Source organism: Acinetobacter sp. AYS6, from assembly GCF_025630795.1.
GTDB lineage: Bacteria > Pseudomonadota > Gammaproteobacteria > Pseudomonadales > Moraxellaceae > Acinetobacter.
On sequence record NZ_JAOTNV010000010.1, the window covers coordinates 98,506 to 120,620 of the forward strand.

Annotated in this window: 20 protein-coding genes; 3 read left to right on the top strand and 17 right to left on the bottom strand. The window is 41.5% G+C overall.

What is annotated here, in order from left to right; translation table 11 throughout:
• Window positions 1-5: 5 nt before the first annotated feature.
• On the bottom strand, window positions 6-767 hold the full coding sequence (locus tag OD757_RS16205) for a ferredoxin--NADP reductase (protein WP_263032498.1): 762 nt from the start codon (window positions 765-767) through the stop codon (window positions 6-8).
• An 86-nt stretch (window positions 768-853) separates the two neighbouring features.
• Between OD757_RS16205 and gigC the strand changes: the two genes are divergently transcribed.
• Window positions 854-1,738, top strand: a complete 885-nt coding sequence (gigC, locus tag OD757_RS16210) for a LysR family transcriptional regulator GigC (RefSeq protein WP_263032499.1) — start codon at window positions 854-856, stop codon at window positions 1,736-1,738.
• A 208-nt stretch (window positions 1,739-1,946) separates the two neighbouring features.
• Here gigC and OD757_RS16215 read toward each other — a convergent pair whose 3' ends face one another.
• From OD757_RS16215 to ndhC, 15 genes are all read right to left on the bottom strand, one after another.
• On the bottom strand, window positions 1,947-2,240 hold the full coding sequence (locus OD757_RS16215; RefSeq protein ID WP_009393933.1) for a cold shock domain-containing protein: 294 nt from the start codon (window positions 2,238-2,240) through the stop codon (window positions 1,947-1,949).
• Between the two features lie 117 nt (window positions 2,241-2,357).
• Entirely contained in the window at window positions 2,358-2,993 is a 636-nt protein-coding gene (upp, locus tag OD757_RS16220) for a uracil phosphoribosyltransferase (protein ID WP_009393950.1), read from the bottom strand.
• A gap of 100 nt (window positions 2,994-3,093) precedes the next feature.
• Window positions 3,094-4,590 (bottom strand): NADH-quinone oxidoreductase subunit NuoN, encoded by a 1,497-nt coding sequence (gene nuoN / locus OD757_RS16225; protein ID WP_009393750.1) that lies wholly within the window; start codon window positions 4,588-4,590, stop codon window positions 3,094-3,096.
• Window positions 4,591-4,592: 2 nt separating this feature from the next.
• Window positions 4,593-6,191, bottom strand: coding sequence for an NADH-quinone oxidoreductase subunit M (nuoM, locus tag OD757_RS16230; RefSeq protein ID WP_263032500.1), 1,599 nt, complete (start codon window positions 6,189-6,191; stop codon window positions 4,593-4,595).
• A 1-nt stretch (window position 6,192) separates the two neighbouring features.
• On the bottom strand, window positions 6,193-8,082 hold the full coding sequence (nuoL, locus tag OD757_RS16235) for an NADH-quinone oxidoreductase subunit L (protein WP_003653465.1): 1,890 nt from the start codon (window positions 8,080-8,082) through the stop codon (window positions 6,193-6,195).
• A complete protein-coding gene (nuoK, locus tag OD757_RS16240; RefSeq protein ID WP_003653467.1) occupies window positions 8,079-8,387 on the bottom strand; it encodes an NADH-quinone oxidoreductase subunit NuoK in 309 nt (102 codons plus the stop codon). The genes nuoL and nuoK overlap by 4 nt, the downstream gene beginning before the upstream one ends.
• Complete coding sequence (gene nuoJ, locus OD757_RS16245) at window positions 8,387-8,905, bottom strand: NADH-quinone oxidoreductase subunit J (RefSeq protein ID WP_171061991.1); 519 nt, start codon at window positions 8,903-8,905, stop codon at window positions 8,387-8,389. The genes nuoK and nuoJ overlap by 1 nt, the downstream gene beginning before the upstream one ends.
• Window positions 8,905-9,447 (bottom strand): NADH-quinone oxidoreductase subunit NuoI, encoded by a 543-nt coding sequence (gene nuoI / locus OD757_RS16250; protein ID WP_013198843.1) that lies wholly within the window; start codon window positions 9,445-9,447, stop codon window positions 8,905-8,907. Before nuoI ends, nuoJ begins: the two co-directional genes overlap by 1 nt.
• An 18-nt stretch (window positions 9,448-9,465) precedes the next feature.
• Window positions 9,466-10,482, bottom strand: coding sequence for an NADH-quinone oxidoreductase subunit NuoH (nuoH, locus tag OD757_RS16255; RefSeq protein ID WP_004703499.1), 1,017 nt, complete (start codon window positions 10,480-10,482; stop codon window positions 9,466-9,468).
• Window positions 10,483-10,485: 3 nt separating this feature from the next.
• Window positions 10,486-13,170 (bottom strand): NADH-quinone oxidoreductase subunit NuoG, encoded by a 2,685-nt coding sequence (gene nuoG, locus OD757_RS16260; RefSeq protein WP_263032501.1) that lies wholly within the window; start codon window positions 13,168-13,170, stop codon window positions 10,486-10,488.
• Window positions 13,171-13,181: 11 nt separating this feature from the next.
• Window positions 13,182-14,513 (bottom strand): NADH-quinone oxidoreductase subunit NuoF, encoded by a 1,332-nt coding sequence (gene nuoF / locus OD757_RS16265; protein ID WP_009393863.1) that lies wholly within the window; start codon window positions 14,511-14,513, stop codon window positions 13,182-13,184.
• Window positions 14,510-15,019: an NADH-quinone oxidoreductase subunit NuoE gene (nuoE, locus tag OD757_RS16270; protein ID WP_003653477.1), complete on the bottom strand. Its 510-nt coding sequence runs from the start codon at window positions 15,017-15,019 to the stop codon at window positions 14,510-14,512. Before nuoE ends, nuoF begins: the two co-directional genes overlap by 4 nt.
• A gap of 13 nt (window positions 15,020-15,032) precedes the next feature.
• Complete coding sequence (gene nuoC / locus OD757_RS16275; protein ID WP_009393828.1) at window positions 15,033-16,820, bottom strand: NADH-quinone oxidoreductase subunit C/D; 1,788 nt, start codon at window positions 16,818-16,820, stop codon at window positions 15,033-15,035.
• Window positions 16,821-16,904: 84 nt separating this feature from the next.
• Entirely contained in the window at window positions 16,905-17,582 is a 678-nt protein-coding gene (locus OD757_RS16280; protein WP_002120034.1) for a NuoB/complex I 20 kDa subunit family protein, read from the bottom strand.
• Window positions 17,583-17,588: 6 nt separating this feature from the next.
• Window positions 17,589-18,140, bottom strand: a complete 552-nt coding sequence (ndhC, locus tag OD757_RS16285) for an NADH-quinone oxidoreductase subunit A (RefSeq protein ID WP_009393853.1) — start codon at window positions 18,138-18,140, stop codon at window positions 17,589-17,591.
• A 424-nt stretch (window positions 18,141-18,564) separates the two neighbouring features.
• Here ndhC and OD757_RS16290 point away from each other — a divergent pair, with 424 nt between their 5' ends.
• Together OD757_RS16290 and OD757_RS16295 are read left to right on the top strand one after the other, a co-directional pair.
• On the top strand, window positions 18,565-19,983 hold the full coding sequence (locus OD757_RS16290; RefSeq protein WP_263032502.1) for a GGDEF domain-containing protein: 1,419 nt from the start codon (window positions 18,565-18,567) through the stop codon (window positions 19,981-19,983).
• 91 nt (window positions 19,984-20,074) lie between these two features.
• Complete coding sequence (locus OD757_RS16295) at window positions 20,075-20,428, top strand: hypothetical protein (RefSeq protein WP_009393940.1); 354 nt, start codon at window positions 20,075-20,077, stop codon at window positions 20,426-20,428.
• Window positions 20,429-20,449: 21 nt separating this feature from the next.
• On the opposite strand, the gene bfmS is transcribed toward OD757_RS16295, so the two are convergent.
• The gene (bfmS, locus tag OD757_RS16300; RefSeq protein ID WP_263032503.1) at window positions 20,450-22,099 is read right to left on the bottom strand and encodes a sensor histidine kinase BfmS; all 1,650 of its coding nucleotides are present in this window, start codon (window positions 22,097-22,099) and stop codon (window positions 20,450-20,452) included.
• Window positions 22,100-22,115 lie beyond the last annotated feature (16 nt).

Here is a 22,115-nt window from a genome sequence, read left to right on the forward strand (position 1 = left end):
GTTTGTTACCAGTAATTTTCTACTGCAATATTTCCCTCACCTCGACGATTCATCGTCAAACCACGGCGTTTTAAAGCCTCTTTCGTATCATCTACCATTTGTGGATTTCCACACAGCATGACATGGCTTGTTGCAGGGCTCAGTTCTATACCAGCAACTTTTTCTAATTCACCGTTTTCAATCAGTACTGGCAAACGTTCATGTAACTGTGCAGATGGATCGCGAGTGATAATTGAAATAAATTTAAATCCGACGTGCCCTTCTCCAAAAGTTTCAGCAATCTCTTGAATACGATCGACATAAGCTAACTCGGCTGCAGTACGTACGCTGTAAACCAAATTAATCATTTGATATTTAGACCATGTATCGAAGTCTTGCAGCATCGACAAAAATGGGGCTAAACCAGTACCTGTAGCTAACAACCATAAATCATGCGGTAAAGGTTGTTGATAGCGAGCTAAAGTAAGATAACCATAAGGTATTTTTTCTAAGTAAAGCTCATCACCTACCTTCAAATGTTGAAGATTTGAGGTAAAAGCACCATCAGGCACTACAATCGAGAAAAATTCTAGCGTTTCATCAAATGGAGACGACACCACCGAATAAGCACGAACAACAAGTTCTTCTCCAACTTTCAGTCCAATACGCGCAAATTGCCCAGCCGTAAATTTAAAATGTGCAGGGCGAGTCATGGTGAAACTAAAAAGAGTTGGGGTCCAGCGGTGTACAGATAAAACTTTTTCTACGCTAAATTTTTCAATTGACATGATTTCAACGTGGCATGAAATAGTGCGCTCATGTTAGCATGACAGCCGAAATAATGAATACTTTTAAACGTTAAGGCTTTTTAAACATGCGCATGACATTACGCCAGTTGGCTGTTTTTGTAGCAGTCGCTCAAGAAGGAACTGTCACCAAAGCCAGTGATGCGGTCAGACTGACGCAAAGTGCAGCAAGTATGGCTTTAGCTGATTTAGAGGATGGTCTTGGTGCCCCTCTATTTGATCGTTTAGGTAAACGATTACAACTCAATGATCTTGGTCGTTTTCTATTGCCACAAGCACTCGAAATATTAGGTCGCTGTGAAGCATTTGAGCAAGCTGCAAAAGGTGAGCTGCAAAGCATTGATTTACGTATTGGGGCAACTCTAACGATCAGTGATTACCTCATGCCAGATTTGATGGCGAACTTTTTACAGCATCATCCTAAAGCGCACTTGCAATTACAGGTGGGCAATACACGCCAAATGATTGAGGCGGTCAATCAGTTTCAACTTGATTTGGCATTAATCGAAGGCTCATGTCATCTGCCTCAACTCCAATGTATTCACTGGCGTGATGATGAGCTTGCAGTATGTTGCTCCCCTACTCATCCATTAGCACGTTTAAATCGACCTTTAACAGCCCATGACTTTTATCAAGTTGAATGGATTTTACGTGAAGAAGGTTCGGGAACTCGTGAAGTATTTGATAATGCCATATTGCAAGATTTACCAGACGCTAATATCCGCCTAACCCTAGGTCATAATGAAGCAATCTTGAAAATCGTTGCTGGTGGTTTAGGAATGTCTTGTATCTCTAAACTCGCTATTGAACCTTTAATTGAAAAAGGACAACTCGTTATTTTAGATACACCATTCTGGCAACTGACCCGCCCGCTTTACATGCTGGTACACCGACAAAAATACCAAGGTCCTGGCCTCAAAGCATTCTTACAGTTCTGTGAAGATCAGGTTTAAGACCTGATCGTCTAGTGCCATCTTGAGTCATTCTCACATGGCTCGGCATTCTTTTCATTTCATTATTTATGACTTCAGAATAATTAAGGGAAGCTAACGCCTCCCTTAATTTTGCATTACTTACTTGTTCGAAACGTTATCAACAATCTTCTCTGTCCGTCACAGCTAAACTCGACAACAAGCTAACCTTGAAGATTGAGAGTCTCTATTAACGTCGAAAATGTGATAACAACTCTGACGTGATCGCTTTATTATGATCGGTGATTTTATTTTTTTTGGTTTTCGCAGGATTTGGGTCAACACGTTCAATCTTGATCGCTTTAAATTTCCCCTGATTGTCTGCCGCAAGAAATCTCACTTTTTCATTTCTTTTCGGTTCACCTTCGGATGCAGGGAAATCAGAAATATGAAAGAAAATATCTCCTTCAGTGGTCGAAATAAAACCAAATCCTTTTTCAGGATCATATTGTTTAACTTTTCCGGTATAAAATTCTTGCTTCATGATCTTTACCTACTTTTTCAATACTGTCGTTACAGCAGAAAATTAAAAAGAGACTTTCAATCCGCCCTCAAAAAGTCTATGGATTGATCAAGTCTCTTTTTATTGTTATTTCAAAAATTAGTCTTTTTGGACACTACCAAAAATTTTATCGCCTGCATCGCCTAAACCAGGAACAATATAACCTTGTTCATTTAAGCCATTATCAATAGATGCAGTATAAATCTGCACATCTGGATGAGCTGCTTCAACTTTAGCAACGCCTTCTGGGGCAGCAACTAATACCATAACACGTATATCTTTACAGCCACTTGCCTTTAATACATCAATGGCAGCAACTAATGAATTACCGGTTGCCAGCATTGGATCGATAATCATTGCAAGACGATTAGCGACATCTGGAACTAATTTTTTATAATATGTACGAACTTCTAGGGTTTCTTCATTACGCTCAAGACCTAGAACACTGACTTTTGCACTTGGAATTAGATTAAGTACACCCTCCAGCATACCAATTCCTGCACGTAAAATCGGTACAACCGTTATTTTTTTACCAGCAATACGCTGCGTAGTAACCGTTCCAGCCCATCCATTAATTTCACAATCCACAACTGGTAAATCTTTTGTTGCTTCATAAGTCAACAACATAGTCACTTCCTGAGCTAGCTCACGGAAATTTTTAGTACTGATGTCAGAACGACGTAACAAACCTAATTTATGACGAATAAGTGGGTGACGAATTTCTTGAATGGCCACAGATGTTACCTAAAAATATAAAAACGTATTTATTATAATCTTTTTTTAACGCCCAATAAAAAAAAGCCTCCAGTTTTGGAGGCTTTTTTGTACATCGGGATTATTGTTGTTGTGAAAGCATGAAATGTAATGGAGATAAAATTTCTGCTTTTAATGCCAAATTAATCATTGGATCTGGGTAAACACCAAGAATAATAACTAATGCAGCAGCAGCCAATACCATTAAACCACCTACTTTTTGACCCCAGTGAGCATCAGCATCAATACGAGGAGTTTCAGGTGGTGTCATATACATGACAACCATCACACGTAAGTAGTAGTACAAACCAATACCACTACCCACAATAATCATTGCAGCTAAGAACCAGTGTTGAGTTGTTACAGCAGCCATTACCACCAAGAACTTACCAATGAAGCCCGCTGTTAATGGAATACCAGCCAAAGATAACATCATGACTGTTAAAGTTGCTGTAAGTACTGGACGACGCCAGAACAAACCACGGTAATCTGCAAGACTTTGTGCTTCATCTACGTTGTTATATGGGCTAGACATTAACGCTACCGCACCAAAAGCACCGATAGTTGTTAATACATAAGACACCACATATACAGTTACGCTACCCAAGCTTGCATAAGTCATGCTGATTAAAGCAATTAACAAATAACCAAAATGAGCAATAGATGAATAACCAAGAATACGTTTTAAATTAACTTGACGAACAGCGAGTAAGTTACCAACTAAAATCGACAATACGGCAATGATTGTCAAAATAGTTACTAACGAGTTCACCATAATTGCGCCTGAAGCAAGCATATAGCGCACAAACAAACCAATTGTTGCAACTTTAGCAGCTGTCGCCAAGAAAGTTGCCATTGGCGCTGGTGCACCTGCATATACATCTGGTGTCCATTTATGGAACGGCGCAAGCGATAATTTAAATGCAACAGCAAAGATAATGAGTGCTAAACCTAATAACACCATTGGCTGTTTGATTGCGCTAAATAAAGCCTGTACAGAATCATAGAATGAAAGTGAACCAGTATATGCATAGATATATGCCATACCCATCAACAACATTGCAGAAGCTGTCGCTGAAAGTACAAGATACTTAATACCAGCTTCAAGTGAACTACTACGTTGATAAGTATAAGCAAGCAAGCCATATACAGGGATCGACATTAACTCAAGGCTAATGAAGAACGATGCATAATGAGAACTTGCAACCATCAACATTGCACCTGCTACTGAAGCAAGTAACAAAAGATAGAGTTCTTCGCGGTTGTCTTTATAGGTTTCGATGTAAGCGTGAGACAAAGTACAACACGCCAATGCCGCAATCAAAATCATAAATTGATAGAACATGGTAAATGGATCAACCATAAACATGCCCATCACATTTGCCGGTACAAACTTACCGCCAAATACTGCAAATAAAATATAAAGTGCAGCGAGGTTTAAACCAACAACAGAAGCTGTTGCGATTAAATTATGATTACGCTTAATTGAAATTAACAGCATGACGACAATTGTTGTCAAAGCAACAATCATCACCGGAGCTAAAGGCATAAGCGTAGAGAGTGATACTGTGAAGTTCATGATTATTGGATCTCCACATGGTCAAGTTGAGTAGCTGTTTGCTGAACAGTTTCAACGACTTCTTGAACTGGCACATAACTATTGACAAACCACTGCATACTTGAATGAGATACATCCAAGAATGTTTGTGGGTAGATACCAAGCCAAACGAGACCAATCGCACAAATCATCAAAATACCAACTTCACGAGCAGATAAGTCTTTTAGTGGACTAGTGTAATGTTGCTTTTGTTCAGGATTTGGTTCACCAAACAAAGCACGGTGAATCAAGATCAAGCCATATAAACCTGCAAATACAAGGCTGATAGAAGCAAGAATCGTGAATACAGGATATTTATTAAATGAACCCATCAAAATCAGGAATTCACCAATAAAGTTACCTAAACCTGGTACACCAACAAGAGCAGCCACGAAGAACATCAAGAAAAATGGCAAGTACTGAAGCTGGCCACGAAGACCACCCATTAAACGTAAGTCACGTGTATGTAAACGTTCGTAGATTTGACCAGACATAATGAACAATGCAGCTGATGACAAACCATGTGCCAACATCATGATCATTAGACCTTGGAAGGTCAAAATATTACCTGCGTAGATCGCAAGTAAAATAAAGCCCATGTGTGAAATCGACGTATACGCAAGTAAACGTTTCATGTCAGTTTGCTGATAAGCACACCATGCGCCGTAGAAAATACCAATCAAACCGAAAATAATCGCAATATCTGCAAACTGAGCAGAAGCTGTCGGGAAGAATGGAATAACAAAACGAAGCAAGCCATACGCAGCTGTTTTAATCAAGATACCCGCCAAGTCTACAGAACCTGCTGTAGGTGCTTGAGCATGCGCATCTGGTAACCAACCGTGTAATGGGAAAACTGGTAACTTCACCGCAAAACCGATGAAGAAACAGATCATGAAACCGTACGCTAAGCCAGGCGGTAAGTGATTAGCTACAGCTAATAAATAGTTGTAATCGAAACCAATCATTCCTGTCATCATGTAGCCATAAACTACAAGACCAAGAATACCGATTAACATCACTAAACCAGCGATTTGCGTGTAAAGGAAGAACTTAGTTGCTGCGTAAACACGTGAACGACCGTTTGAACCTTTATGACCCCATAACGCAATCAGGAAGTAGATTGGTACAAGCATCATCTCCCAGAAGAAGAAGAACAAGAACAAGTCAATCGCTAAGAATACACCAATAACGCCACCTAAACTCCATAAGAGGTTTAAGTGGAAGAAACCAACGTTCTTTTGAATTTCGCCCCATGAACAACCAACAGCAAGTACACCAAGTAATGCTGTTAGTAACACCATGAGTAAAGATAAGCCATCCACAGCTAAGTGAATGCCGATACCGAGTGATTGAATCCACGGTAAATAGAACTCAGCAGACCAAGTTGGGATTTTTGAACCCATCTCATAGGTATAAGTTCCACTTTGCCAAAGTGCAAGACCTAAGCCCAAAGTAATGAGCATACCAATTAAGGCAATCCAGCGTGGCAAAGTTTTGTCGAGCTTATCGACTAACCAACAAATAAAACCAGCAATGAATGGAACAAGAATCAGCGCGGGTAAAATTAAATTGTTTTCCATTTTATTTCCCCACTACCTGAATAACGATCAAGATCATCAATAACACCACTACACCGAGTGACATACTTGATGCGTATTCACGCAATGAACCGGTTTGACGTGAGCTTGTAAAACTATTTCCGCCTTTCACAAGTGCAGGAAGAACTAACCACAAACTGTCAATCGGATCACGGCCAAAGATTTTGGCGAAGAATAAATAAGGTTTAACAAAAACGATGTCATACAATGCATCAAAACCAAAAGCGGTACGGCAAATATGCGCCAGACCTGCACCCAAACTTGTTTGAGCAAATGATTTAACTGCACCATAAGCAAATGTAAATAATGCTATACCAACAACTAGACCAACTAGCGCAATTCCTACTGCTAAATGCTCTGCCCCATGCATGCCTTCAACAAATTGTTCAGCCACATGGAATTCAGGAATTTTTGCAGTATTAAGAATACCAGCTACAGGTGCTTTTAATACGGCACCCACAAAAGTAGACAGTACAGCTAAAATGCCCAATGGAGCCCAGTAAGTTGCACCTTTAATTTCATGGTAAGGCGTGTTTTCTTGACCAAAGAATACAACCCAGATTAAACGGAATGTATAGATTGAAGTCAGGAATGCACCTGCTACACCTACCCAATATAAGGTGTGATATAGAGCAACTGATTGACCTTGTACCCAAACTTCACCAAGAATCGCATCTTTAGAGAAGAAGCCAATGGTCAAGAATGGAATCGCTGCTAATGCACCGCCACCAATCGCGAAACAAGCAAACAGGAATTTGTTACGTTTGAACAAGCCACCCATTTTGAAGATGTTTTGCTCGTGGTGGTAAGCCAGAATCACCGCACCAGAAGACAAGAATAATAATGCCTTAAAGAATGCGTGAGCCAACATGTGGAACAAGCCAGCTTGATAAGCTTCCGCACCTACAGCCATAAACATATAACCCAACTGACTCATTGTTGAGTAAGCCAAGATACGTTTGATGTCTGTTTGAACGAGTGCAGCAAAACCTGCAACTAACAAAGTCACCGCGCCAGTTACTGAAATGAATTGCATCACTTCAGGAGCAAGTTCAAATACGCTGAATAGACGGCAGCATAAGTACACGCCAGCTGTTACCATTGTTGCAGCGTGGATTAATGCAGAAACAGGTGTTGGGCCTGCCATTGCATCTGCCAACCATGTTTGCAATGGAATTTGAGCAGATTTACCTGCAGCACCCAAGAACAACATTAATGCAGTCCAGATCGTAAGTGACGAACTCTTCGTCATTACTTCTGCTGCGTGTTCAACGATGTACTGAGTATTCAGCGTACCAAATTGTTGGTAAAGCAAGAATAAAGCGATAAGTAAGAATACGTCACCTACGCGGGTCACTGTAAATGCTTTGATCGCAGCCCAACCATTTGCAGGGTTTGCATAATAGAAACCGATAAGCAAATAAGAACAAAGACCTACGCCTTCCCAACCTAAGAATAACAACGCCAAGTTGTCGCCCAACACAAGCACAAGCATGCTGGCAACAAACAGGTTGAAATAAGAGAAGAAACGCGCATAACCTTCTTCACCGCGCATGTACCATGATGCAAAGATGTGGATTAAGAATCCAACACCTGTCACCATGCCCATCATGAGTAAAGATAAGCCATCTAAATGTAAGCTAATGCCCGGTGCAAAACCGCCAACATTGAACCACGTCCACAAGTTTTGAACAAAAACTTGCTGACCACTTGTGGTAAATGCCATGCCAGCAATTAGAGCAAATAATGCAGATAAACCTACAGAACCCACGCCAATAATTGCTGCAACATTTTCAGAGAGTTTGTCTCGTCCCGCCGCCAATAAAATAAAACCGATTAGCGGAAATAATACTGTTAGATATAAATAACTCATCCGCGCATCTCACTAGCAGCATCTACATCCAAATGATGGAAGCGATGATAGAACTGAAGGACAATCGCAAGACCGATACATGCCTCTGCTGCTGCAAGGGTCAAAATCAGAATGAACATCACTTGTCCATCTGGTTGTGCCCATACGCTACCCGCAAGAACAAATGCCAATGCAGCAGCATTCATCATGACCTCAAGGCTCATTAACATAAATAATAGGTTGCGTCGCACCATTACACCGTAAAAACCGAGTGCAAAAAGGATGGTTGCAACAATCAAACCATGTTCTAAAGGAATCTGGCCCATTATTCTTTTTCCTCTTCTGCACCTGGTTCACGTTTACCTAAGTGGTATGCTGCAACAAGGGCTGCAAGCAATAACATCGCGGCAACTTCAACCAATAGTAAATAGTGAGTAAAGAGTGCTTGACCCACTGCTTTTGGTCCAATCACTTGCGCCCCAAGTGGTGCTGAAATTGTGGTGTATTCACCACCAAGCATCCAAACCAAAAGCAAGCCGAGTAAGAAACTCATGAGTGCTGGATATGCCCAAGCATCTGAAGAAAGCCATTTACGTTCTTGCTCAACGGTGTGTTGACCTAAATTCAACATCATCACCACGAAGACAAACAGAACCATAATTGCTCCGGCATAGACGATGATTTCAAGAGCACCTGCAAAAGGCGCCCCCACGATCATGAAAATACCAGCAACAGCAAGCAATGAAACAATTAGACTAAGTAAAGCGTGTACAGGGTTCGTGTTAGTCACTACACGAACCGTAGAAACGATGGCCACGAGTGCCATCAAATAAAACGGCCACATCATGGTAATAGACTCCGTACATCGATTGGTGCACTTTCTTTTTGTGCTTGACCTTTCTCTTTACCGTTAATTGCCATACCCGTTACACGGTAGAAGTTGTAGTCTGGGTATTTTCCCGGACCTGAAATGAGTAAGTTTTCTTTCTCATAAACAAGGTCTTGACGTACATATTCGCCTAACTCGAAGTCTGGTGTGAGCTGAATCGCAGTTGTTGGACAAGCCTCTTCACACATACCGCAGAAAATACAACGTGAAAAGTTGATACGGAAAAATTCCGGATACCAACGTCCATCTTCTGTTTCTGCTTTTTGTAGTGAGATACAGCCAACCGGACACGCAACCGCACATAGGTTACATGCCACACAACGCTCTTCCCCATCTGGGTCACGCGTCAACACAATACGACCACGAAAGCGTGGCGGCACAATCTGTTCAGCCGGTACTTCTGGATATAAAATCGTGTCACGTTTACGCGTTACATGGGTAAATACCATAAACAACGAACGTACAATCGATCCGAATCCAGCTAGAAATTTATACATTTTGTACTCCCTGCTGTCCTAGGCCTGATTCATCAGAATCACAGCACCAGTCACTAACAAGTTGACCAACGCCAATGGCAAACAAATTTTCCAACCAAAGTTCATGACTTGGTCATAACGTGGACGCATTAAAGAACCACGAGCCAAAACAAACATCATTACAAAGAATGCTGTTTTAATCACAAACCAGAATACTGGCGGAACAAATGGAATTTCTAAATTGAATGGTGCTAACCAACCACCGAAGAATAAAGTTACGATCAATGCAGAAATAAGTACCACGTTGACATATTCAGCAACGAAGAACATACCCCATTTCATACCACCATATTCAACATGGTAACCTTCAGCCAATTCTTGTTCTGCTTCTGGTTGGTCAAATGGATGACGGTGAGTTACCGCAACACCAGCAACCACAAAAATCAAGAAACCTAAGAATTGTGGAATAACGAACCAAACATCGCGTTGCGCTTCAACAATTTCACGAAGATTAAATGAGCCTGCAATTGCAACTACACCCATCAATGAGATACCCAAGAACACTTCATAAGAAATGGTTTGAGCAGCCGAACGTAAACCACCAAGCAATGAGTATTTGTTATTTGAAGCCCAGCCACCAAACAATACTGCATAGACTGCAATACCAGCCATTGCCATAAAGAACAGCAAACCGATACTCATGTCGGCAACACCCAGTGAAGGACTCACCGGGATGACCATGAATGAAAGAACCGCTGTTGCCATTGCAACAGCTGGTGCTAAACGGAATGTAAGTTTGTCAGCAAATTTTGGTGTCCAGTCTTCTTTGAACATGATCTTAAGCATGTCGGCAACGATCTGGAACATACCACCAGGACCAACACGGTTCGGACCATAACGGTCTTGCCACCAAGCAAGTAAACGACGTTCAATAAAAGACATCAACGCTGCAACTAAAACAACAACAAGCAAAATCACAACTGCTTGAACTACAGCGTAGGCGATTGGCCAGTTCTCAGCCCAAAGTGGCGTTTGACGTATAATTTCTTGATTCATGAATTACACTCCTAAAGCCACTGAAACAGGCTCAGCTAGTGACACCATTGGTGCTAAACCAACTGGGTAACCAATATAACCTGTAGGTAAATATTCAATTACTTGTACAGGCAAGCTCACACTGGTTTCGCCTGCTTTTACTGTAATGCGTTGCCCTTCTTGAAGGTTCAAACGAGTTGCATCTTGTTCGCCCACTGCAAACATAGCTTCTGGAATACGAGTTTCCATTGCAGGTGTTTTAATTGTGAATTCACCAGAACCAAAAATATGATGCATTGGTACTAAGCGGAAGCTTTCAGGATTTGCAACTACAGGCACTGGAGCAATATAGCTACGTGCAGGGCGTTTCGCCAAGCGATCGAATAAACGAACACCTGAATCACCACCTTTTAAGTGACCACCCACTTCATCTTGATATTTGTTCCAAGATTGTGGAGAGTTCCAGCCCGGAGCCCATGCAAATGGTACTAATGATGATGCTTTTTGCGGACCAACATAACCTTCCATTGAGAATGTTAATGCTGAATCTGGATCGGTAGGCTGTTTCGGTTCATGAACCGATAACGGCGCACGCATTGCTGTACGACCTGAATAACGACGTGGTTCACGCGCAATTTTCAAACCATGTACACGGTAACCTGCATCAGGTGCCACATCTTGAATTGCTTCAAGTACTGGTACATTTTTCACGATGCTTTCAATTACATCGTCAAGCAATGTCCAATCTACAGCCTTACCTTTAATGCCAGTTTCAATGGCATGTAACCAGCGCCAAGATTCTTTAATTGCATATTCAGGTTTGTAGTAGCTTGGATCGTAAACTTGATAGAAACGCTGTGCACGACCTTCTTGGCTTACAACAGTACCGTCACCTTCAGCAAAACTTGCAGCTGAAAGAACGATATCAGCCAGTTTCACAGTTTCAGTTTCACTGTGATCAAGCACGATTACTGTTTCAGCTTTATCAAGTGCAGCTTTTACTTGAGCAGCAGGTAAACGACGGAACAAGTCATTTTCAACAATAACAAGTGTGTCGTAGTCTTGAGCAAATGCTTGTTCAAGGCTTAAGCCACCAAACAATGCCAAGCCCATAGAGTTCACTTCAGGAACTACAAGACTTAAACCAGCTTTAGCACCTAAGTTTTGAGTTAACTCAGCCGCAGCTTCCATAATAGAAGCATCTTGCAAACTTGTGCCTGCAATGATTAATGGTTTGTTTGCTGCTTTTAAAGTGTCAGCAATGGTTTGAGCAAATGCTTTTGCATCATCATCTAAACCAGTTACTACGTCACCTTTCACTGCTGCCGCTACGGCAAAGCCTAAACGTGCAATATCATTTGGAGAAGCAACCACTTCACCAGTTGCAACATCGGCAAGACGAGTTTGAGTTGCAGCCAAGATATAGATTGGAGATTTTGCTTCTTGACCAATACGTTGTACAGGTTCAGCTAACCAGTCTGGGGTACGTGTTTTCGCAGCCATTTCGCGAGCTTTGTTTTTCGCAGCTTGACGAACAGACAATGCCATACGTGGAGCAGTTTGAGTCAGGTCTTCACCTAAAATCAGAACAGCATCATAGCTTTCAATTTCACGCATGTTCGGGTTGTAAATACCCTCGGTTTGCATGATAGATGCAGCAAGTTCAACAAGTTTTTGCTCTTTTTGAGCAACACCAGTTGAATAATTTGCCTGACCTACAAGCTCACGTAATGCGTAGTTTGATTCCAAGCTTGCGCGCGGCGAACCAACACCCAAAACTTTTTTGCCTTGAAGCTTCGCAATCGTTTGATCTAAAGCTTGATCGACAGAAACAGTTGCAACAGTTTCACCGTTACGGAACTGCGGCTGACGTGGACGGTCTGCACGGTTTACATAACCTGTGCCAAAACGACCTTTGTCACAAAGGAAGTATTGGTTAACCGAACCATTGAAACGGTTTTCTACGCGACGGATTTCACCATAGCGTTCACCCGGAGAAATGTTACAACCAGAAGAACAGCCTTGACACACGCTTGGTGCATACTGCATGTCCCATTTACGGTTATAACGCTCTGAATGAGTCTTATCAGTGAATACACCTGTTGGACATACTTCAGTCAAGTTGCCAGAGAATTCAGACTCTAAAGTACCTGATTCTGGACGACCAAAGTAAACACGAGATGCATTGGCAAACACACCGAAGTCTGTACCGCCTGCATAATCTTTGTAGTAACGAACACAACGGTAACAAGCAATACAGCGGTTCATTTCATGTGCAATGAATGAGCCGAGTTCTTGGTTGTAATGCGTACGTTTTGTAAAACGGTAACGACGACGGTCATGACCAGTCATCACAGTCATATCTTGTAAATGACAGTGACCACCCTCTTCACAGACTGGACAGTCGTGCGGGTGATTCGTCATCAAAAATTCAACAATAGACGCACGGAAATCCGTTGCTTCTTTGTCTTCAATCGAGATATAGGTATTGTCAGATGCTGGTGTCATGCATGACATGACTAAACGACCACGCGTATCTTCTGGATTCGCATATTGCGTAACAGCACATTGACGGCAAGAGCCCACCGAACCTAAGGATGGATGCCAACAAAAATATGGGATGTCGATGCCCAGACTCAAACATGCTTGTAGCAAGTTTTCCGAGCCGTTGACTTCATACGATTTTCCATCGACATGAATTGTAGCCATAGTCGAATTCCTTAAGCTTGTTCTACGTTGCTGGTTTGCACGACAGGACGAGTCGTCACTTTCGCTTCAAACTCACCACGGAAATGTTTGAGTGCGCCCATAAGCGGCTCCATCGCACCTGGTGCGTGGGCACAGAAAGTTTTACCGATCCATAATTTACGAGTCAATTCTTGTAAATGGTCGATATCTTCTTTCTTACCTTCGCCTGCTTCAAGTGCTTTAAGCGCTTTAACAGCCCATGGCAAACCATCACGACATGGCGTACAGAAACCACATGATTCACGCGCAAAGAATTCTTCTAAGTTACGAGTGAGCGATACCATGCATTGAGTTTCATCTACGACCATCAATAAACATGTTCCCAAACGAGAACCTGCTTTCATAATCGTGTCTGCATCCATTGGTAAATCAATGGTATCTGCTGGTAAAAAGTCAGTTGAAGCACCGCCTGGTAACCATGCTTTGAGCTTTAAGCCTTCGCGCATACCACCAGCATGATCTTCAATCACTTCACGTGCAGTTGTACCAAATGGCAATTCCCAAAGACCAGGGAATTTCACTTTACCTGACGCACCATAAATTTTAGTGCCTGGATCTTTTGATTTACCTGCTGATAGGCCGATATACCACTCTGGACCACGAAGCATAATTGCTGGCAAGTTGTTATAAGTTTCAACGTTGTTCACAATTGTTGGACGGCCCCATGCTCCTGCAACTTGCGGGAATGGTGGCTTGGTACGAGGGTTAGCACGACGGCCTTCAAGCGAGTTAATCAATGCAGTTTCTTCACCGCAAATATAACGCCCTGCACCCGTATGTACATGCAGATCAAAATTCCAGCCAGAATCTAAAATATTTTCGCCTAAATAACCTTTAGCACGAATCTGTTCTAATGCATCATTTAGATATTGAGCTGCCTCGATGTATTCACCGCGGATAAAGATATAACCTTGAGTTGCCTCTAAGGTATAGCCCGCAATTAACATCCCTTCGATCAATTGATGTGGAAGTTTTTCCATCAACAAACGGTCTTTAAAGGTACCCGGTTCCATTTCGTCGGCATTACAGATCAAGTAACGAGGACCACCATCATTTGGTGCCATTAATGACCATTTAATACCCGCTGGGAAACCCGCACCACCACGACCTTTTACAGTTGCAGCTTTAATGACGTCTAACACTTCAGCAGGTTTCATGCCTAATGCTTTTTTAAAGCCAGCATAACCTTCAAGTGCTTCGTAATCATCAGCACTACGTACCGCTTCTTGTTTGCTTAAACGCCAAGTGAGCGGATGAGTTTCTGGATTACCGTCGCCATAAATTGGTTTTGGTTCAGTATTCATACATACTTCTCCAATAACTGTTTAATTGATGTCACTTCGACTAAACCGTGAGTATCTTCATCAATCATTAAAGTTGGGCCTTTGTCGCAGTTGCCGAGGCAGCAAATTGGAAGTAGTGTAAAACGACCATCTGGTGTCGTCTGACCATACTGAATTCCTAATTCACGCTGGAATGCTTCAGCAAGTGTTTCTGCACCCATTAAGAAGCAAGCAATTGAGTCACAAAGCAAAATCACGTGACGACCTACCGGGTGGCGATAGATACGGTTGTAAAATGTTGCAACACCTTCCAAATCAGCAACACTCATCGACAGCAACTGTGCGATGGCATTCATCTGAGCGTCATCTACCCAACCATTACGGCGCTGTACACACTTCAATGCATCCAAAGAGGCTGCACGAGGGTATGGATAGTGACCAATGTGATGTTCGATGTCGTGAATTTCTTCCGCAGTCAAAATCCCTTCAACATTCACACGTGGCTTTTTATCAGTCAAAATCATCATTATGTGTTACCTCTTAGCGATCCACGTCAGCCATAACCACGTCAATGGTCGCCAGATAAATGATTAAGTCAGATACCAAACTTCCGTTAATCACTGAAGGCATTTGCTGCAAGTGAGTAAAAGTCGGTGTACGAATACGAGTACGATAACTCATCGTCGATTTATCTGAAGTCAAGTAATACGTACTTGCACCTTTAACCACTTCAGTCATAAATGATGACTCGCCCGCTGGCATGACAGGACCCCATGAAACGCTCAAGAAGTGCGTAATCAAGGTTTCAATATCTTGTAATGTCTTATCTTTCGGTGGTGGAACAGCCAATGGATGATCCGCTTTATATGGACCAGAAGGCATGTTATCCAAACACTGTTGAATAATTTTTAACGACTCAGTAATTTCACGGAAGTGAACGAGTACACGTGCATATGCATCGCCTTCATATTCAACTGGCACATCAAAATCGAAGTTTTCATAGCCACTGTATGGACGATATTTACGAACGTCAAAATCGATACCTGTCGCACGTAAACCAGTACCTGTCACACCCCATGCGAGTGCAGACTTGGCATCGTATTGTGCAACGTTACGCGTACGACCAATAAACACAGAGTTTTTCAATGCTGCTGTGTAGTATTCGTTTAAGCGTTTAGGCATCCACTCTAGCAACTCTTTAACAAGTTTTTGCCAGTTATTTGGAAGATCGTGTGCTGTACCACCAATACGGAACCATGCTGGATGCATACGGTAACCCGTGATTGCTTCAACAATGTCATAAACTTTTTGACGGTCTGCGAACATATAGAATACTGGTGTCATACCACCGGCATCCTGAATTGCCGTACCACAGAACAACAAGTGGTTATTAATACGGAACAATTCGTTCAACATCACACGAATGACTTGAGCACGTTCAGGAACTTTGATTCCTGCCATTTGCTCTACAGCCATCACATAAGGCATGTTCTGAGCGCAACCACCTAAGTAGTCCACACGGTCTGTATAAGGAATGAAAGAATGCCATGTTTGACGTTCAGCCATCTTTTCCACACCACGGTGGTGATAACCAATATCAGGAACACAGTCCTTCACTTCTTCGCCATCTAACTGCAATACAACACGGAACGCACCATGTGCAGATGGATGGTTAGGACCTAAGTTAAGGAACATAAAGTCTTCATCAGCGTTACCACGCTTAAGACCCCAGTCCTCTGGCACAAAACGTAAGTGCTCTTGTTCAAAGTCTTGTTTCGCTTTGTCTTGCATGTACGGCGTATATTCTGTCGCACGTGCCGAATATTCTTTACGTAATGGATGACCTTCCCAATACGTTGGCAACAAGATACGACGGAGCATTGGATGCCCTTCGAAATTGATACCGAACATATCGTAAGCTTCACGTTCATACCAGTTGGCATTTGGCCAGATATTGGTCGCTGTCGGAAGGTTAAGATCATTTTCGTTCAAGGCAACCTTGATACGAATGTCACTATTACGCTCAAGCGATAATAAATGATAGAACACAGTGAAGTCAGATGCTGGTAAACCATCACGATGAACACGTAAACGTTCATCCATCGCAGATAAGTCAAACAGCATTACATATGGACGTTCCACTTTACGTAGGAACATAAGGACTTCTTGCACGCGTGCGCGCTCAACCCAGACTGTTGGAAACTCTTCAAAAGTCGCCTGCACGTAAAAGTTCTCACCAAATTTGGTTTTGAGTTCTTCTACGATTGCAAATGCTGGGCGTGAATCAACTGGTGTTGACTCTGGCATAGCAATGTCAGTTTCAGCCATTGGCTTGGCTTCCTATTTAATACAAATTCTGTCAATTTTCTCGATGAACATATCGGTTAGATATGTCAAAGCACCGTCAAAAAATTATTTAATCTCATCCATAGAGCGTAAGTTTTTAACGGCAATACGCTCTGCATTCTTACGATCACGTTCTGGCATCATCTTTGGCTTATACACTGGCTGAAGATCATCACCGATCACGGCAGAAAGCGGGCGTCGCTCTAATTGAATCTGGTCTTGTAAAAGCATTAAAGCTTGAATTAATGCTTCAGGACGAGGAGGACAACCTGGGACGTACACGTCAACAGGAATAATTTTGTCTACACCTTGTACTACTGAATAGATGTCGTACATACCTCCAGAGTTTGCACAAGCACCCATCGAGATGACCCATTTAGGCTCTAACATCTGTTCATATAGACGCTGAATAACTGGTGCCATTTTTACGAAACAGGTTCCTGCAACAATCATCAAGTCAGCTTGACGAGGTGAAGCACGGATAACCTCTGCGCCGAAACGTGACAAGTCATGCACACCTGTTAAGGTCGTTGCATACTCAACGTAACAACATGAGGTACCAAAGTTAAATGGCCACAAGGAGTTTTTACGCCCCCAGTTTACTGCTGTATGCAAGACATCCTCTAAACGAGTCATGAATACGTTTTTATTCACTTCCTCTTCTAGTGGATCTGTCACGATTTGACGTTCTTGCAATGGGTATTGATCAGCATCCGGATTCGCGCGGGTCAGAGTATATTTCATCCCGACTTACTCCTTTTCAGATGACAATGCAGGTGTATTTTTTGACTTAACACGACCTGATGATTGAGCTGGAATCTGGCCTGTAGGGTCAGTTACGAGCTCTTCAATAGAGTTAAAGCGTGTAATTTCAGCAATGTTCATTGTTGGTGAACCGATTTTAATCGCCTCACCTGCTGATTTACGGCGATCTGCTGGTGACCAACTTAAAGCACCCACAGAGAAGGCATAAACAAGCGCAATCAATAAATCAACGACAAAGATCACGACAGTGGTATATCCCAACCACCCTACTTCACGCACAGAAGTAGACCATGCATAGAGGTAAAGTGCCTCTAAGTCGAAGACAACAAAGAAAATTGCAACTAAATAGAACTTTGCAGACAGGCGAATGCGAGCGCCACCAGCACTCACGACACCCGATTCAAACTGCTCTTGCTTAGCACGCCCCCACGATTTCCCCCCGAGGAGTAAGGGAACTGTGAGCATAAAGACACAAAGAAATGTAACGCCGATCACGAAGGCGATAATCGCCCAGTCGTATGGAGTAATGGCACTCATGCGGGGATAACTCCTGGCAGGCCTATTATTTAACAAAGAATGTATGTATTGGCCTTCAAATACACCAAACACAAAATTAATCCCGCCAATTGTACCTGATTTCTAATTTCGCATGCTAGTTGAAGCGTCTTAGTCTTTCGGATGATTTTCTAAACAAAACTATTCTTCTATGGGTTGTAAGGGGGGTTTCACCGCACATAATCGGTTTATTTAATAGTTTTTTTGTTTATGATGATTTTTTTCATTTTTTAATTTTAGAATAATTACACAGTTCATCGACCATTAAGTTTTTATAACTTACTTTTTTATAATATTAGTTTGTTTTTTATTGTATTCAACTTCTCCTCTGAATTATGATGAATGTTTAGTCATGCATAATATTTTATTACTCTTGGATAAGAGTGTTTATCATTAAGGGCAGCTGATGCCATACTCACTTCGTGAATTTTCATTTCCTTCTTCTTTAAAATTTTTTCTTCTATTTTGCTTCATTATTACCATATGTTGTTTTATTGGTATCGCATCTCGTCCTTTAAGTTTTCTAGCGTTCTTTTGGCCGGCCAATTCTGTTTTACTCGGCTTACTGATTCGTTTCCCAAGCACACGTCGACCAAGCGCATTTTTAGGTGCCTATCTAGGGTATGTGATTGCTGATCTATTTCAGGGTACTCCATTTGCCCTCACCCTTGTTTTAACAACGTCAAATTTTCTTTATGTTGTTACTACCCTCGCACTTTATACATTTTTTAATCAACATATTAAAGCAGCCTACCGAGGCTATTCTTATCTCTTTTTGTTTGGTCTATGCGGTATAGGCAGCATAATCGGCGCATTATTTGCCGCAACTTTCGTGCCGATGTTTAATACTAAATTTATGCTTGGTAATTTATGGGATGAATTCGGCTATTGGTTCACCTCAGAACTACAAAACGCCTTACTTCTTTTGCCGATCATATTGAACCTACCTCAATATAGTCAGATAAAGCATTACTTTTCAAGAAATCGTGGCTTACAGGCGATTGACCTTTTACCTTTTTTGGCTGTCATTATTTCTATTGGTGCCAGCTATTATGACTCTGGCCCAGGTTCATTACTCTACCCGATTGCGGCACTCATCTGGTGCGCTATTCGCTATAAACCTATTATTGTTGCACTCATTACAACCTTTACCAGTGCCTATATTATCTATCATGTGTCTGGCCATTACCTTTTGCTTTATCCGAACGAATATTTAAGCAATACCATCTCGATTCGTATTGGCTTAATCATGATGACGATTGCACCTCTTACCGTCTCTAGCATTAGTGTTTTACATTCAGAGTTAATTCAAAAGCTTCAACATGCTATTGCACATGACGAGCTAACCTCTAGCCTTACTCGCCGCCAGTTTTTACAGTCAGTTAGACTCCTTCAAGAAAAGGTACATAAGGAAAATAAAACTTCGGCCTTTTTCATGCTCGATGTAGACCATTTCAAACAAGTTAATGACAACTATGGCCACCAAATAGGTGACCGTGCACTACAGACTTGTGTCACCACCATTCAAAATATTTTACATCCTCAGGACTTATTAGGTCGCTTTGGCGGCGAAGAGTTTGCAATTTTTATTGCAGATACAACCAAAGAAAGTGCTTTTGATCTTGCAGAACAAATACGTATTAAAATTAGTCAGCAACCGATTTATATTTATGGGAAATTACCCATTTTTATACAAGTCAGTATTGGCATAAGTTTATATTCACCATCTTCTCATAGAGCGATTGAAAGTTTATTTAAAGAAGCAGATGACGCTTTATATCAAGCAAAACGCCAAGGGCGCAATCGGGTCTTTATATCTTTATAGGTTTTCATTTAATCATCTAGTGTAATGAATTTTATACAATAACCTCTATTTTGCCATGTATGCTAATAACAGATAATAAGGAGAAAAATGCATGACTCTAGAATATACGCATAAACCAAACTACTACTTGTTTGCCCAGTTACTTGTGCGACATATAGAAAGCTATATTCACAAACATCCAGATGCGAATAATGCAATTTTTGACTTGCGAGATGTCTATGAAATATTTAGGCAGGATTTTGCGTCAACCACAACAAACCTAGAAGGTATTTTGCATATTGCTGATGAATATAAAATAGAAACGCTTAATGGAGATCAACCTCTTATTCAAAAATACCAGATTGATGCAAAAAACAATTCATTACTGATCGATTTTAATTCCGATGCGTTGACCAGCTTAAGAAGCGGAAAACCTATTTTGGAACCAGATGCAACTCGATTATAAATAATGCAATAAAAAAGCACCTTATAGAGGTGCTTTTTTATGGGCTTTTAAAGGGGGTTGTTTAAAACGTTTTGCAGGCCACGTCATGATAAAGCGAGCTCCACCTAAAGTAGGGCTTTCATCTACTTTAATTTCACCGCCAAACCAATACGCAATACGGCTTACAATAGACAACCCTAAACCATAACCACCTGAAGCACGAGTACGGCTGTCATCTAAACGGGCAAAGGCTTCAAACACTCTTTGACGATCTTGCTCTGGAATTCCGGCACCATCATCTTCAACACAGACAAAGGCCATGCCATCGCTGTGAATACCACCTGTAATTCGCACTTTGTTATCGCAATAGCGAACGGCATTACCTACCAAGTTTTGAACAACCCGATGTAAATAACGACGCTCTGCATCAACCTTCACATAAAGTGGAGGAGCAACAAGTTCAATTTCTTTTTGCGTTTTTAAAGCTTCGGTTTCTACTGCGACCTGATCTAATACATCAAATAAAGTAATTTCAGCAAAATCTAATGAAGGTGTACCCTGCTCGAGTTTCGCATAAGTCATGATTTCATCAATTAAGGTATTGAGTGCCTCAATGTCTTTATCAATCATGTCGACCTGATGCATACGATGGTTGTAATCATCTTCTTCTGCCAACATCTCTGTACCAAAGCGTATACGGGCAACCGGCGTTCTTAGTTCATGAGATACCGCTCTCATCAACTCACGCTGAGCCTCGATTAAACGCTGAATATGATCAGACATATTGTTATAACTTGAAGCCAAGTTTGCCATTTCGTCACTTCCTTCAATAGGAACACGCAATGACAAATCACCTGACTTCATGCGATTTAATGCATAACGTACTTGGCGAATTTTACGCTCTAACGGCAAGATCAACCCATAAACACCTAAACTCAGTAAGAAGAGGCTAAATAAGGTAATTCCTGCAGAAAGTTGTAGCGGCATCCAGTTAAACATCGGAACCGGTCCAAGCACCAGAACTTGTGTCGGATGATTTGGTATTGGAGATACGATTGAAATGGTTGTGCCACGCATTGTCGCACTATCTTTGTACAACATGACACTTTGGTCTTGACGTAAACGACCAATCTGTTCGGAGTCCAGATTAATATCTTGAATGTTGTAGATATTAATTGGATATGAGAAATGTTTTTGAATCTTAGCAAGATATTCTTGTTCTTGCCCGGGATAAAACATTAGATAATCTAGTACAAAAATAGGGAGAGCCTTCATTTGGCGCTCACTAATTTTGTCCACTTTTATCGATAAAAAGTGCTGAGGATCATCACGCAAACCAATAATAATATACGCAATACTATTACTGGCATCGTAACGGACAACAGATTTTTGAGCTTCGATTCTTTTTTTCTCGGTACGAGATAACTCAACCTTGCTCGCATCAGTGTAGTAAATTGGAAGTTCCAATAAATCTGATGCATCTGAAACCCAGTCTATTTTCTGCTGCTTCCCCGGTTGTCGAGCGACTCCCTCACTAATGACATAAGAAATACCATCAGTTAAAGATTCTCGGTATTCTTGTGCGCGTTGATAATTGATGATTTGTACAAGCAAATAACCAAAAACGGCAACTAAAACAACAAGAATTACCAGTCCCGCATATATTCGCAGGAATATGCTGTGTTTAAACACTCGACCAACCTTATAG